The organism is Streptomyces sp. NPDC127084, from assembly GCF_042724175.1.
Lineage (GTDB): Bacteria > Actinomycetota > Actinomycetes > Streptomycetales > Streptomycetaceae > Streptomyces.
On record NZ_JBHXFA010000056.1, the window covers coordinates 1 to 13,513 of the forward strand.

At 67.1% G+C, this 13,513-nt stretch carries 21 protein-coding genes; 20 read left to right on the forward strand and 1 reads right to left on the reverse strand.

Features of this window, described 5'->3' with window-relative positions; genetic code table 11:
- Positions 1–164: 164 nt before the first annotated feature.
- The 20 genes from rplN (at position 165) to truA (ending at position 12,160) form a co-directional block, all read left to right on the forward strand.
- Positions 165–533: a 50S ribosomal protein L14 gene (gene rplN, locus ACFWI9_RS15415; protein ID WP_003956455.1), complete on the forward strand. Its 369-nt coding sequence runs from the start codon at positions 165–167 to the stop codon at positions 531–533.
- Between the two features lie 2 nt (positions 534–535).
- On the forward strand, positions 536–859 hold the full coding sequence (rplX, locus tag ACFWI9_RS15420; RefSeq protein WP_387162162.1) for a 50S ribosomal protein L24: 324 nt from the start codon (positions 536–538) through the stop codon (positions 857–859).
- Positions 859–1,416 (forward strand): 50S ribosomal protein L5, encoded by a 558-nt coding sequence (gene rplE, locus ACFWI9_RS15425; RefSeq protein WP_153486744.1) that lies wholly within the window; start codon positions 859–861, stop codon positions 1,414–1,416. The genes rplX and rplE overlap by 1 nt, the downstream gene beginning before the upstream one ends.
- 5 nt (positions 1,417–1,421) lie before the next feature.
- Positions 1,422–1,607 (forward strand): type Z 30S ribosomal protein S14, encoded by a 186-nt coding sequence (locus tag ACFWI9_RS15430; protein WP_003956452.1) that lies wholly within the window; start codon positions 1,422–1,424, stop codon positions 1,605–1,607.
- A 208-nt stretch (positions 1,608–1,815) separates the two neighbouring features.
- The gene (gene rpsH / locus ACFWI9_RS15435) at positions 1,816–2,214 is read left to right on the forward strand and encodes a 30S ribosomal protein S8 (protein ID WP_338677247.1); all 399 of its coding nucleotides are present in this window, start codon (positions 1,816–1,818) and stop codon (positions 2,212–2,214) included.
- 20 nt (positions 2,215–2,234) lie between these two features.
- A complete protein-coding gene (rplF, locus tag ACFWI9_RS15440; RefSeq protein WP_387162163.1) occupies positions 2,235–2,774 on the forward strand; it encodes a 50S ribosomal protein L6 in 540 nt (179 codons plus the stop codon).
- A gap of 3 nt (positions 2,775–2,777) precedes the next feature.
- Positions 2,778–3,161: a 50S ribosomal protein L18 gene (gene rplR / locus ACFWI9_RS15445; RefSeq protein ID WP_338677245.1), complete on the forward strand. Its 384-nt coding sequence runs from the start codon at positions 2,778–2,780 to the stop codon at positions 3,159–3,161.
- Positions 3,162–3,199: 38 nt separating this feature from the next.
- The gene (gene rpsE / locus ACFWI9_RS15450) at positions 3,200–3,805 is read left to right on the forward strand and encodes a 30S ribosomal protein S5 (protein ID WP_005313527.1); all 606 of its coding nucleotides are present in this window, start codon (positions 3,200–3,202) and stop codon (positions 3,803–3,805) included.
- Entirely contained in the window at positions 3,805–3,987 is a 183-nt protein-coding gene (gene rpmD, locus ACFWI9_RS15455; protein WP_387162165.1) for a 50S ribosomal protein L30, read from the forward strand. The genes rpsE and rpmD overlap by 1 nt, the downstream gene beginning before the upstream one ends.
- A 2-nt stretch (positions 3,988–3,989) precedes the next feature.
- The gene (gene rplO, locus ACFWI9_RS15460) at positions 3,990–4,445 is read left to right on the forward strand and encodes a 50S ribosomal protein L15 (RefSeq protein ID WP_387162166.1); all 456 of its coding nucleotides are present in this window, start codon (positions 3,990–3,992) and stop codon (positions 4,443–4,445) included.
- A 287-nt stretch (positions 4,446–4,732) separates the two neighbouring features.
- Complete coding sequence (secY, locus tag ACFWI9_RS15465; RefSeq protein WP_387162167.1) at positions 4,733–6,052, forward strand: preprotein translocase subunit SecY; 1,320 nt, start codon at positions 4,733–4,735, stop codon at positions 6,050–6,052.
- Positions 6,052–6,699 carry an adenylate kinase gene (locus ACFWI9_RS15470; RefSeq protein WP_387162169.1) on the forward strand — a complete coding sequence of 216 codons (648 nt, stop codon included), beginning with the start codon at positions 6,052–6,054 and terminating at the stop codon, positions 6,697–6,699. The genes secY and ACFWI9_RS15470 overlap by 1 nt, the downstream gene beginning before the upstream one ends.
- A 154-nt stretch (positions 6,700–6,853) precedes the next feature.
- Entirely contained in the window at positions 6,854–7,690 is an 837-nt protein-coding gene (map, locus tag ACFWI9_RS15475; RefSeq protein WP_387162171.1) for a type I methionyl aminopeptidase, read from the forward strand.
- A 232-nt stretch (positions 7,691–7,922) separates the two neighbouring features.
- Positions 7,923–8,144 carry a translation initiation factor IF-1 gene (gene infA, locus ACFWI9_RS15480; RefSeq protein WP_003956442.1) on the forward strand — a complete coding sequence of 74 codons (222 nt, stop codon included), beginning with the start codon at positions 7,923–7,925 and terminating at the stop codon, positions 8,142–8,144.
- 58 nt (positions 8,145–8,202) lie between these two features.
- The gene (gene rpmJ, locus ACFWI9_RS15485) at positions 8,203–8,316 is read left to right on the forward strand and encodes a 50S ribosomal protein L36 (protein WP_003956441.1); all 114 of its coding nucleotides are present in this window, start codon (positions 8,203–8,205) and stop codon (positions 8,314–8,316) included.
- 199 nt (positions 8,317–8,515) lie between these two features.
- Positions 8,516–8,896: a 30S ribosomal protein S13 gene (gene rpsM, locus ACFWI9_RS15490; RefSeq protein ID WP_004946638.1), complete on the forward strand. Its 381-nt coding sequence runs from the start codon at positions 8,516–8,518 to the stop codon at positions 8,894–8,896.
- A gap of 93 nt (positions 8,897–8,989) precedes the next feature.
- Entirely contained in the window at positions 8,990–9,394 is a 405-nt protein-coding gene (gene rpsK / locus ACFWI9_RS15495) for a 30S ribosomal protein S11 (RefSeq protein ID WP_017949643.1), read from the forward strand.
- A 167-nt stretch (positions 9,395–9,561) separates the two neighbouring features.
- Positions 9,562–10,584 carry a DNA-directed RNA polymerase subunit alpha gene (locus tag ACFWI9_RS15500; protein ID WP_023587013.1) on the forward strand — a complete coding sequence of 341 codons (1,023 nt, stop codon included), beginning with the start codon at positions 9,562–9,564 and terminating at the stop codon, positions 10,582–10,584.
- Between the two features lie 119 nt (positions 10,585–10,703).
- Complete coding sequence (rplQ, locus tag ACFWI9_RS15505) at positions 10,704–11,198, forward strand: 50S ribosomal protein L17 (RefSeq protein WP_290350890.1); 495 nt, start codon at positions 10,704–10,706, stop codon at positions 11,196–11,198.
- An 86-nt stretch (positions 11,199–11,284) separates the two neighbouring features.
- On the forward strand, positions 11,285–12,160 hold the full coding sequence (gene truA, locus ACFWI9_RS15510; RefSeq protein WP_387162173.1) for a tRNA pseudouridine(38-40) synthase TruA: 876 nt from the start codon (positions 11,285–11,287) through the stop codon (positions 12,158–12,160).
- Positions 12,161–12,529: 369 nt separating this feature from the next.
- On the opposite strand, the gene ACFWI9_RS15515 is transcribed toward truA, so the two are convergent.
- On the reverse strand, positions 12,530–13,453 hold the full coding sequence (locus ACFWI9_RS15515) for a UTP--glucose-1-phosphate uridylyltransferase (RefSeq protein WP_387162175.1): 924 nt from the start codon (positions 13,451–13,453) through the stop codon (positions 12,530–12,532).
- Between the last annotated feature and the right edge of the window lie 60 nt (positions 13,454–13,513).

Consider the following 13,513-nt stretch of genomic DNA (forward strand, 5'->3'; position numbering starts at 1 on the left):
CTCGGCAAGTCATTCGCCACCTCCGTGTCCGCCTGGGTCACCCCGCTGGAGGCGCGGGCGACGCCCCCCCGGGGGGCCCCCCCCCCACCCTATCTGCCCCCCGGGCGCGGGGGGGTCCGGACCCGCCCCCCCACCGGGAACCGGCAGACGATCAGGAGATAGACGTGATCCAGCAGGAGTCGCGGCTTCGCGTCGCCGACAACACTGGTGCCAAGGAGATCCTTTGCATCCGTGTTCTCGGTGGTTCGGGCCGCCGCTACGCGGGCATCGGTGACGTCATCGTCGCCACCGTCAAGGACGCGATCCCCGGTGGCAACGTGAAGAAGGGTGACGTCGTCAAGGCGGTCATCGTTCGCACCGTCAAGGAGCGCCGCCGCCAGGACGGCTCGTACATCCGCTTCGACGAGAACGCCGCTGTCATTCTGAAGAACGACGGCGACCCTCGCGGCACCCGTATCTTCGGCCCCGTGGGCCGTGAGCTGCGCGAGAAGAAGTTCATGAAGATCATCTCGCTCGCGCCGGAGGTGCTGTAAGCATGAAGATCAAGAAGGGCGACCTGGTCCAGGTCATCACCGGTAAGGACAAGGGCAAGCAGGGCAAGGTCATCGCGGCCTTCCCCCGCGAGGACCGTGTCCTGGTCGAGGGTGTCAACCGGGTCAAGAAGCACACGAAGGCCAACCAGCCGGGTCGTGCCTCGCAGGCCGGCGGCATCGTCACCACCGAGGCCCCGATCCACGTGAGCAACGTTCAGCTCGTCGTGGAGAAGGACGGCAAGAAGGTCGTGACCCGCGTCGGTTACCGCTTCGACGACGAGGGCAACAAGGTTCGCGTTGCCAAGCGGACGGGTGAGGACATCTGATGGCTACCACCACCACTCCGCGTCTCAAGACGAAGTACCGCGAGGAGATCGCGGGCAAGCTGCGTGAGGAGTTCTCGTACGAGAACGTCATGCAGGTCCCCGGCCTCGTCAAGATCGTGGTCAACATGGGTGTGGGCGACGCCGCCCGCGACTCCAAGCTGATCGAGGGTGCCATCAAGGACCTCACCACGATCACCGGTCAGAAGCCGGCCGTCACCAAGGCCCGCAAGTCCATCGCGCAGTTCAAGCTGCGTGAGGGCCAGCCGATCGGTGCCCACGTCACGCTCCGTGGCGACCGCATGTGGGAGTTCCTGGACCGCACCCTGTCGCTCGCGCTGCCGCGCATCCGCGACTTCCGCGGTCTGTCCCCCAAGCAGTTCGACGGCCGTGGCAACTACACCTTCGGTCTCACGGAGCAGGTCATGTTCCACGAGATCGACCAGGACAAGATCGACCGCGTCCGGGGTATGGACATCACCGTGGTGACCACGGCGACCAACGACGCTGAGGGCCGTGCCCTTCTCCGTCACCTCGGCTTCCCGTTCAAGGAGGCGTAAGCGAGATGGCGAAGAAGGCTCTGATTGCCAAGGCTGCTCGTAAGCCCAAGTTCGGTGTGCGCGCGTACACCCGCTGCCAGCGCTGCGGCCGTCCGCACTCCGTGTACCGCAAGTTCGGCCTGTGCCGTGTGTGCCTTCGTGAGATGGCTCACCGTGGCGAGCTGCCGGGCGTGACCAAGAGCTCCTGGTAATCCCTCACTTCGGGATTACCGGAGGCTCTCGGTAAGCAACTGGTCGACGGGGCCCACCCCCATATGCCGTAGGCTTGTGGGGTTGGGCGCCCGTCGCCCATACGACTTACTACGCCGTAGGTCCCCGTGCCGCACCCGTCCCGCCCCTGTGCGGGGAGAGGGATGGCACATACAGGAAACCCCGGCGAGAGAGGCCGAAGGCCAATTCATGACCATGACTGATCCGATCGCGGACATGCTGACCCGTCTGCGTAACGCGAACTCGGCATACCACGACTCCGTGACGATGCCGCACAGCAAGATCAAGTCGCACATCGCGGAGATCCTCCAGCAGGAGGGCTTCATCACGGGCTGGAAGGTCGAGGACGCCGAGGTCGGCAAGAACCTCGTCCTCGAGCTGAAGTTCGGCCCGAACCGTGAGCGCTCCATCGCGGGCATCAAGCGGATCTCCAAGCCCGGTCTCCGGGTGTACGCGAAGTCCACCAACCTGCCGAAGGTGCTCGGCGGCCTGGGCGTGGCGATCATCTCCACGTCGCACGGTCTGCTCACCGACAAGCAGGCGCAGAAGAAGGGCGTGGGTGGGGAAGTCCTCGCCTACGTCTGGTAGTCGGGAACGGAGGAATAGCAATGTCGCGTATCGGCAAGCTCCCCATCCCGGTTCCCGCCGGCGTGGATGTCACCATCGACGGCCGTACGGTCCAGGTGAAGGGCCCCAAGGGCACCCTGACCCACACCGTTGCCGCGCCGATCGAGATCGCGAAGGGTGAGGACGGCGTTCTCAACGTCACCCGCCCCAACGACGAGCGTCAGAACAAGGCCCTGCACGGCCTGTCCCGCACGCTGGTGGCCAACATGATCACCGGTGTGACCACGGGATACGTCAAGGCGCTCGAGATCAGCGGTGTCGGTTACCGCGTCGCCGCGAAGGGCTCCAACCTGGAGTTCCAGCTCGGCTACAGCCACCCGATCCTGGTGGAGGCCCCCGAGGGGATCTCCTTCAAGGTCGAGTCGCCGACCAAGTTCTCGGTCGAGGGCATCGACAAGCAGAAGGTCGGCGAGGTCGCCGCGAACATCCGCAAGCTGCGCAAGCCCGACCCGTACAAGGCCAAGGGCGTGAAGTACGCGGGCGAGGTCATCCGCCGCAAGGTCGGAAAGGCTGGTAAGTAAGCCATGGCATACGGCGTGAAGATTGCCAAGGGCAAGGCCTACAAGGGCGCTTCCCTGAAGCGTCGCCACATCCGCATCCGCAAGAAGATCTCGGGTACTCCGGCGCGTCCGCGTCTGGTCGTCACCCGGTCCAACCGCGGCATCACGGCTCAGGTCATCGACGACATCGCGGGTCACACGCTCGCGTCGGCGTCCACCCTGGACTCGTCCATCCGCGGCGGCGAAGGCGACAAGTCGGCGAAGGCGAAGCAGGTCGGCCAGCTCGTGGCCGAGCGTGCCAAGGCCGCCGGCGTCGAGGCTGTCGTGTTCGACCGTGGCGGCAACCAGTACGCCGGGCGCATCGCCGCCCTGGCGGACGCCGCCCGCGAAGCCGGCTTGAAGTTCTAAGCCGTTCGTAGCTAGCGGAAAAGAGAGAGGTAAATCCAATGGCTGGACCCCAGCGCCGCGGAAGCGGTGCCGGTGGCGGCGAGCGGCGGGACCGGAAGGGCCGTGACGGCGGCGCTGCTGCCGCCGAGAAGACCGCGTACGTTGAGCGCGTTGTCGCGATCAACCGCGTCGCCAAGGTTGTGAAGGGTGGTCGTCGCTTCAGCTTCACCGCGCTGGTCGTGGTGGGCGACGGTGACGGCACCGTGGGTGTCGGTTACGGCAAGGCCAAGGAGGTGCCGGCCGCCATCGCCAAGGGTGTTGAGGAGGCCAAGAAGCACTTCTTCAAGGTCCCCCGTATCCAGGGCACCATCCCGCACCCGATCCAGGGTGAGAAGGCCGCGGGCGTCGTCCTGCTCAAGCCGGCTTCCCCCGGTACCGGTGTTATCGCCGGTGGCCCGGTGCGTGCCGTGCTCGAGTGCGCCGGCGTTCACGACATCCTGTCGAAGTCGCTCGGCTCCGACAACGCGATCAACATCGTGCATGCGACCGTGGCGGCCCTGAAGGGTCTGCAGCGTCCCGAGGAGATCGCGGCCCGCCGCGGTCTGCCGCTCGAGGACGTCGCCCCCGCGGCTCTGCTTCGTGCGCGTGCGGGAGCGGGTGCGTAATGGCCCGTCTCCAGATCACGCAGACGAAGTCGTACATCGGCAGCAAGCAGAACCACCGTGACACGCTGCGGTCGCTTGGTCTCAAGGGGATCAACACCGTGGTCGTCAAGGAGGACCGCCCCGAGTTCCGCGGAATGGTGCACACCGTCCGCCACCTCGTGACGGTCGAGGAGGTCGACTGATCATGGCGGAGCAGAACCCGCTGAAGATCCACAACCTCCGTCCCGCCCCCGGCGCCAAGACCGCCAAGACCCGTGTGGGTCGTGGTGAGGCGTCCAAGGGTAAGACGGCCGGTCGTGGTACCAAGGGTACGAAGGCCCGTTACCAGGTTCCGGAGCGCTTCGAGGGTGGGCAGATGCCCCTCCACATGCGCCTCCCGAAGCTGAAGGGCTTCAAGAACCCCTTCCGCACCGAGTACCAGGTCGTGAACCTGGACAAGCTGGCCGCGCTCTACCCGCAGGGTGGCGAGGTCACGGTGGCCGACCTGGTCGCCAAGGGTGCGGTGCGCAAGAACCAGCTCGTCAAGGTCCTTGGCCAGGGCGAGGTCTCCGTGGCGCTCCAGGTGACGGTTGACGCCGTCTCCGGTTCCGCCAAGGAGAAGATCGCCGCCGCGGGCGGCACCGTCACCGAGCTCGTCTGACGAGCCGATGGCCTGAACACCTTCCGGGGATGCCTCCCAAACGGGGCATCCCCGGTTGGTCGTTCCAAGGGGGGCACACTCGCAGGTAAGGTGACCAGCGTTGTCACTGTATTCACCGGGGGTGTGACTCCCGCACTGCCCTCCCCGCTACTCCGGTAGGGGGAATCAGGGCCGCAAGGGCCGCCCCACGGGCATACCGCGCGGCTCTCGCTGCTTGACCCATACGTATTCGTCGAACCTCAAGACCGTCACCTCTGACGCTTTGCGCGGGGGTCGCAGGAGGCACCGTGCTCACCGCGTTCGCCCGGGCGTTCAAGACGCCCGACCTGCGCAAGAAGCTGCTCTTCACGCTCGGCATCATCGTGCTGTTCCGGGTCGGGGCCCATGTCCCGGTGCCGGGCGTCAGCTACGAGAACGTCCAGATCTGTGTGGAGCAGGCGTCGAAGAACCAGGGAAGCCTGTTCGGCCTCGTCAACATGTTCAGCGGCGGCGCGCTGCTCCAGATCACCATCTTCGCGCTCGGCATCATGCCGTACATCACCGCGAGCATCATCCTTCAGCTGCTGACGGTGGTGATCCCGCGTCTGGAAGCCCTCAAGAAGGAGGGCCAGGCCGGCACGGCCAAGATCACGCAGTACACCCGCTACCTCACGATCGCGCTGGCCATCCTCCAGGGCACCGGCATCGTGGCCGCCGCCCGCAGCGGTGCGCTGTTCCAGGGCTGCGCCGTCGGCAGTGAGATCGTCCCGGACCAGTCGATCTTCGTCACCGCCACCATGGTGATCACTATGACCGCCGGTACGGCCGTCGTCATGTGGCTCGGCGAGCTGATCACGGACCGCGGTATCGGCAACGGAATGTCGATCCTGATGTTCATCTCGATCGCCGCCGGCTTCCCGGGCGCCCTGTGGGCCATCAAGGAGAGCGGCAAGCTGGCCAAGGGCTGGATCGAGTTCGGCACCGTCATCGTGATCGGCTTCGTGATGGTGGCGCTCGTGGTGTTCGTCGAGCAGGCTCAGCGCCGTATCCCGGTGCAGTACGCGAAGCGCATGATCGGCCGCAGGTCCTACGGCGGTACGTCCACCTACATCCCGCTGAAGGTGAACCAGGCAGGTGTGATTCCTGTCATCTTCGCGTCTTCGCTGCTCTACATCCCGGCCCTGGTCGCGCAGTTCTCAAACTCCAACGCGGGCTGGAAAACCTGGATCGAAACGCACTTCGTGAAGGGCGACCACCCGTACTACATCACCGCGTACTTCCTCCTGATTGTCTTTTTCGCCTTCTTCTACGTGGCCATCTCGTTCAACCCCGAGGAAGTCGCGGACAACATGAAGAAGTATGGTGGCTTCATCCCGGGTATCCGGGCTGGTCGACCTACTGCTGAGTACTTGAGCTACGTGCTCAACCGGATCACCTGGCCGGGCTCGCTGTATCTGGGTCTGATCGCTCTTGTGCCGACGATGGCGTTGGCCGGCTTCGGTGGTGCGAACGCGAACTTCCCGTTCGGCGGCACCAGCATCCTGATCATCGTGGGTGTCGGTCTCGAGACCGTGAAGCAGATCGAGAGTCAGCTCCAGCAGCGCAACTACGAAGGGTTCCTCCGCTGATGCGAATCGTCCTCGTCGGGCCGCCCGGTGCGGGCAAGGGAACGCAGGCCGCGTTCCTCGCCAAGAACCTGTCGATCCCGCACATCTCCACGGGCGACCTCTTCCGGGCCAACATCAGCCAGGGTACCGAGCTGGGCAAGCAGGCCAAGGCGTACATGGACGCGGGCAACCTCGTGCCCGACGAGGTCACGATCGGCATGGCCAAGGACCGCATGGGGCAGCCCGACGCGGCGAACGGCTTCCTGCTGGACGGCTTCCCGCGCAATGTCTCGCAGGCCGAGGCGCTGGACGAGATGCTCAGGACCGAGGCCATGAAGCTGGACGCGGTGCTGGACCTCGAGGTCCCCGAGGACGAGGTCGTGAAGCGGATCGCGGGCCGCCGCATCTGCCGCAACGAGAGCGCCCACGTCTTCCACGTGACCTACAGCCCGGCGCGGCAGGAAGGTGTCTGCGACGTCTGCGGCGGCGAGCTGTACCAGCGCGATGACGACTCAGAGGAGACCGTGCGCAAGCGCCTCGAGGTCTACCACACCCAGACCGAGCCGATCATCGACTACTACAAGGCCCAGGGCCTGGTGGTGACGATCTCCGCGCTCGGCAAGGTCGCCGACGTGACCGAGCGGGCCATGGGGGCCCTCCGGGGCTGACCGGGCCGAGCAGGCCTGGCGCCATCGCCTGATCTGATTCATTCGCTGTAGCCGATACGGCCGCGGTGTCCCATGGACGCCGCGGCCGTATCGTTGATTACCCACTGGTTGTTCACCCGCGACCACTCTCCGACCCGGAAAGGCGCCGTCCTCCATGGTGCAGATCAAGACCCCCGAGCAGATCGCCAAGATGCGCGAGGCGGGACTGGTCGTCGCCGCCATCCACGCGGCGACCCGCGAGGCCGCCGTGCCCGGGGCCACCACCCGGGATCTGGACGAGGTGGCCCGCAAGGTGATCGCCGACCATGGCGCCAAGTCGAACTTCCTGGGCTACGGCGGCTTCCCCGCCACGATCTGCACCTCGGTGAACGAGGTCGTGGTGCACGGCATCCCGGATGACAAGACGGTGCTCAAGGACGGCGACCTCATCTCGATCGACGCCGGCGCGATCGTGGACGGCTGGCACGGCGACGCCGCGTTCACCGTGTTCGTCGGAAGCGGCCACGCCCCGGAGCTGATCGAGCTCTCCCGGGTGACCGAGGAGTCCATGTGGGCCGGTATCGCCGCGATGAAGGCCGGTAACCGGCTGGTCGACATCTCCCGCGCCATCGAGACCTACATCCGCCGCCAGCCGAAGCCGGGCGGCGGGCGCTACGGGATCATCGAGGAGTACGGGGGCCATGGCATCGGCACCGAGATGCACATGGATCCGCATCTGCTGAACTACGTCACGCGCAAGCGCGGCAAGGGTCCCAAGCTGGTCCCCGGCTTCTGTCTGGCCATCGAGCCGATGGTGTCCCTGGGTACCCCGCACACCGAGGTGCTCTCGGACGAGTGGACGGTGATCACCACCGACGGCACCTGGTCCTCGCACTGGGAGCACTCGGTCGCGCTGACCGAGGACGGCCCGCTGGTGCTGACCGCAGTGGACGGCGGCAAGGCCAAGCTTGCGGAACTGGGCGTCACGGCGGCCCCGGACCCGCTTGCCTAGTCCGGTGGGACTTGAGGTCCGTCGGGCTCGGGTTCCCGAGTTCTCGCGTTCCGCGACGTAATCCGCCGGCATAACGATCAGCGTCGTTGGGCAAACTCCCCGGATTCGTGTTTTCCAGGGGCCTGACGTAGACTGATGCGTCGGCTCTCGTGTATCCGCATGTCTTCGTGCAGAAATGTATGAGGATCCCGGGTGGAGAGTCGATCAAGGTAGCCGATTCGAAGGGCGAAGCGTGGCCAAGAAGCAAGGTGCCATCGAGATCGAGGGCACCGTGATCGAGTCCCTGCCGAACGCCATGTTCAAGGTGGAGCTCCAGAACGGTCACAAGGTCCTCGCGCACATCTCCGGAAAGATGCGGATGCACTACATCCGTATTCTCCCGGACGACCGGGTCGTCGTGGAGCTCTCTCCGTACGACCTGACGCGTGGCCGGATCGTCTACCGATACAAGTAGATCTTGCCCTCACCCCTCCCGTGGGGTGCTGGCACTGACCCGGAGAACCTCACATCCCATGAAGGTCAAGCCGAGCGTCAAGAAGATCTGCGACAAGTGCAAGGTGATCCGCCGTCACGGCCGGGTCATGGTCATCTGCGACAACCTGCGCCACAAGCAGCGCCAGGGCTGACGCACGACCACCTGCACTTCGCAGTTACTTCGCGCGACGCGAGCAACACATGTAGATACGCAGAGCCCGCCCAGCCCGTTCAGGGTCGGCGGCACCTCCGGCGGGGGCCGGGGACCCGGACGTACCACTCCTCCTTCAGGGGAGTCGGCGGCCGGGAGTGGTTCTGCGGAAGACCCCCGAACACCACAGGAGCCATTGAATGGCACGCGTTTCCGGTGTTGACATCCCGCGCGACAAGCGTGTGGAGGTCGCACTCACCTACGTCTTCGGTATCGGCCGCACCCAGTCGAAGGCGACCCTCGCCGCGACCGGTGTGAACCCGAACACCCGCGTTCGTGACCTGGCCGAAGAGGACCTGGTCAAGATCCGCGAGTACGTGGACGCCAACCTCAAGACCGAGGGTGACCTCCGTCGTGAGATCCAGGCCGACATCCGCCGCAAGGTCGAGATCGGCTGCTACCAGGGTCTGCGTCACCGCCGCGGTCTGCCGGTCCACGGCCAGCGCACCAGCACGAACGCCCGCACCCGCAAGGGCCCGCGTCGCGCCATCGCCGGTAAGAAGAAGCCGGGCAAGAAGTAGTCCTCAGCAGGACGCACTGTGTGATCCGGGGCCTCCCCGGACACCGCCAAGCGGTCTTCGCTGTAGGACCGACCACCTCCACGGGAGAAATACATGCCCCCCAAGGGACGCCAGGGCGCCGTCAAGAAGGTGCGCCGCAAGGAAAAGAAGAACGTCGCTCACGGCCACGCGCACATCAAGAGCACGTTCAACAACACGATCGTCTCGATCACGGACCCGTCCGGCAACGTGATCTCCTGGGCCTCCGCCGGCCACGTCGGCTTCAAGGGCTCGCGCAAGTCCACCCCCTTCGCCGCGCAGATGGCCGCCGAGTCGGCCGCCCGCCGCGCGCAGGAGCACGGCATGCGCAAGGTCGACGTCTTCGTCAAGGGTCCGGGCTCCGGCCGTGAGACCGCGATCCGCTCCCTCCAGGCCACCGGCCTCGAGGTCGGCTCGATCCAGGACGTCACCCCGACGCCGCACAACGGCTGCCGTCCCCCCAAGCGCCGCCGCGTCTGACGCCGCGCCGCTGCCAGGCATCGCCTCGTGCGAGCGCCTGACCTGAGTGTCCGGGCGGTACGGCCCCTTCGGGGTCGTGCCGCCCGTACCCTTGCTGTATCCGCACCTGTCCGGTGCGGCCCGTCGGGCGTCAAATAGCGGGCGCCCACGACTGAAGGATCACTGACATGCTGATCGCTCAGCGTCCGTCGCTGACCGAAGAGGTTGTCGACGAGTACCGCTCCCGGTTCGTCATCGAGCCGCTGGAGCCGGGCTTCGGCTACACCCTCGGCAACTCGCTCCGCCGTACGCTCCTCTCCTCGATCCCGGGTGCGGCGGTCACGTCCATCCGCATCGACGGTGTCCTGCACGAGTTCACCACCGTGCCGGGCGTCAAGGAGGACGTCACCGACCTCATCCTGAACATCAAGCAGCTGGTCGTCTCCTCGGAGCACGACGAGCCGGTCGTGATGTACCTGCGCAAGCAGGGCCCGGGTCTGGTCACCGCCGCCGACATCGCGCCCCCGGCCGGTGTCGAGGTGCACAACCCCGACCTCGTCCTCGCCACGCTCAACGGCAAGGGCAAGCTGGAGATGGAGCTCACCGTCGAGCGCGGTCGCGGCTACGTCTCCGCCGTGCAGAACAAGCAGGCGGGCCAGGAGATCGGCCGTATCCCGGTCGACTCCATCTACTCCCCGGTGCTCAAGGTCACGTACAAGGTCGAGGCGACCCGTGTCGAGCAGCGCACCGACTTCGACAAGCTGATCGTCGACGTCGAGACCAAGCAGGCCATGCGTCCGCGTGACGCCATGGCGTCGGCCGGCAAGACCCTGGTCGAGCTGTTCGGCCTGGCCCGCGAGCTCAACATCGACGCCGAGGGCATCGACATGGGCCCGTCCCCGACGGACGCCGCCCTTGCCGCCGACCTCGCGCTGCCGATCGAGGAGCTGGAGCTCACGGTCCGCTCGTACAACTGCCTCAAGCGCGAGGGCATCCACTCCGTGGGTGAGCTCGTCGCCCGCTCCGAGGCCGACCTGCTCGACATCCGCAACTTCGGTGCGAAGTCGATCGACGAGGTCAAGGCGAAGCTGGCCGGTATGGGCCTGGCCCTCAAGGACAGCCCGCCCGGATTCGACCCGACCGCCGCCGCGGACGCCTTCGGCGCCGACGACGACGCGGACGCGGGCTTCGTCGAGACCGAGCAGTACTGAGCAGGTGCCGCTCGGGGGCGCGCGGCACCGACTCACTGATAGCTGCCCGCAGGCGTCCGCCTGTGGGGTCCTGACACCGGTACCTGATACGGCCGGTGCAGATCTCAAGGAGAAACACCATGCCGAAGCCCGCCAAGGGTGCCCGTCTGGGCGGCAGCGCCGCGCACGAGAAGCTGCTCCTCGCGAACCTCGCGAAGTCGCTCTTCGAGCACGGCCGCATCACGACGACCGAGGCGAAGGCGCGCCGTCTGCGTCCCGTCGCCGAGCGTCTGATCACGAAGGCGAAGAAGGGCGACATCCACAACCGTCGCCTGGTGCTTCAGACGATCACGGACAAGGGCATCGTCCACACGCTCTTCACCGAGATCGCCCCGCGCTACGCCGAGCGTCCGGGTGGCTACACCCGGATCACGAAGATCGGCAACCGTCGTGGTGACAACGCCCCGATGGCCGTGATCGAGCTCGTCGAGGGCGAGATCGCGAAGAAGGCGACCGTCGCCGAGGCCGAGGCCGCCACCAAGCGTGCGGTCAAGGAGGCCGATGAGGCCAAGGCCGAGGAGACCAAGGCCGAGGACGCCGCTGAGGCTCCGGCCGAGGAGTCCAAGGACGCCTGAACAGCCTGAGCGTTCTGACTGAGGCCGTGGAACGGGCCCGTCCCCCTCGTGGGGGCGGGCCCGTTTCCCTTGAGAGGATGTGACACGTGAGCGACGACGTGAAGCCCGGGTTCGTACGGGTGCGCCTGGACCTGTCCTACGACGGCAGGTACTTCTCGGGCTGGGCCCGGCAGACCCGCGGCCAGCGGACGGTGCAGGGCGAGATCGAGGACGCGATCCGTACGGTGACCCGCTCGTCGCAGACGTATGAACTGACGGTCGCCGGGCGCACCGACGCCGGAGTGCACGCCCGCGGCCAGGTCGCGCATGTCGACCTTCCCGGTGAGCTCTGGCAGGAGCACCGCGACAAGCTGCTGCGGCGGCTTGCGGGGCGGCTGTCCCACGATGTGCGGGTGTGGAAGGCAGAGGAGGCCCCGGCGGGCTTCAACGCGCGCTTCTCCGCGATCTGGCGGCGATACGCCTACCGGGTGACCGACCACCCTGGGGGTGTGGACCCGCTGCTGCGCGGCCATGTGCTGTGGCATGACTGGCCGCTGGACCTGGACTCCATGAACGCGGCGGCCGAACGGCTGCTCGGGGAGCATGACTTCGCGGCCTACTGCAAGAGGCGCGAGGGGGCCACGACGATCCGCACGCTCCAGGAGCTGCGCTGGGAGCGGGACGCGAGCGGGATTCTCACGGCCACCGTGAAGGCCGACGCCTTCTGCCACAACATGGTGCGTTCCCTGGTGGGCGCAATGCTGTTCGTCGGTGACGGGCACCGGCCGGTGGACTGGCCGGGGAAGGTACTCGCGGCGGGCGTGCGCGACTCGGCGGTGCATGTGGTGCGTCCGCACGGTCTGACGCTGGAGGAAGTCGGCTACCCGGCCGATGAGCTGCTGGCCGCGAGGAATCGTGAGGCCCGCAACAAGAGGACGCTGCCCCTCGCGGGCCGGGCCGCGGCGGCGGGCGGCTGCTGCTGACACGCACCTGCCGCCACCGAACGCTGTGACGCGGAAAGGCTTCCCGGCCTCGTCAGGCCCGGGGAGCCTTTCCTATGCGATCTGCCGTGGGGCTACCGGGGCCCGGGGCGGTGGCCGTGGTTCGGGCGCCGTGACCGGGGACGGCCGTGGCCGTCGCGACCACTGTGCGGGGGCTTCGGCTTGGGCCGGGGTCGCCGTGATGGTGACCTGGCTCGCCGCGCTCTTGGCGATGCTGACCGTGAGGGTGATCGGCGGGCAGCTGTCGCCGACGGCCAGGACCTCACCGCGGGTGCAGGTGAGGGTGGCGACGGACAGGTCCAGCCGGACTACCCGGGAGAAGGGCCGTATTCGTATCGGGGTAGGCCGAGGTCAGAGCGCGGCGGCGTACTTTCGCAGCCAGTCGGTGAACGCCGGTCCCAGCTCCGGGTGCTCGCAGGCCAGCCGCACCTGGGCGCGCAGATAGTCGCCCCGGTCGCCCGTGTCGTAGCGGCGGCCGTCGAACACCACACCGTGGACCGGGCCGTAGCGCTCGTCGGACGCCAGCGTGTGCAGGGCGTCGGTCAGTTGGATCTCGCCGCCCCGGCCTGGCGGCGTCTCGTGCAGCACCCCGAAGATCTCCGGGTCGAGCACATAGCGCCCGATGACCGCGAGATTGCTGGGCGCGGTACCGGGTGCGGGCTTCTCCACGAGGCCGGAGAGCGCACGCACATCGCCGTCGGCGGCACCGGTGTCCCCGGTTGCGTCCGGTTGCCGGACGACCGCCGAGCCGTAGAGGTGGATACGGTCCTCGGGTACGGGCATCAGCGCCACGACGCTGCCGCCGAACCGCCGCCGTACCTCCACCATCCGGGACAGCAGGGGATCGCGCGGGTCGATGAGGTCGTCGCCCAGCAGCACGGCGAAGGGATGGTCGCCCACGTGCGCCTCGGCGCAGAGCACCGCATGGCCGAGGCCCTTGGGGTCGCCCTGGCGCGCGTAGTGGACGGTGGCGAGCGTGCTGGACGCGCGGACCAGGGCCAGCCGGTCGGCGTCGCCCTTCGCCTGGAGGAGTGACTCCAGCTCATGGGCGCGGTCGAAGTGGTCTTCCAGCGCCCGCTTGTTACGCCCGGTGATCATCAGCACATCGGTCAGACCGGCCGCGGCGGCCTCTTCGACCACGTACTGGATGGCGGGTTTGTCGACCACCGGGAGCATTTCCTTGGGGGTGGCCTTGGTCGCCGGAAGGAACCGGGTGCCGAGTCCGGCCGCCGGAATGACCGCCTTGACGACGGGTGCGGTGGTGGTGTGATGCATGTGCATGTGCGTGTTCACGGCCAGTGGCGCGGCCGCGTCCCCCCATCTTTCTCGTGGTGC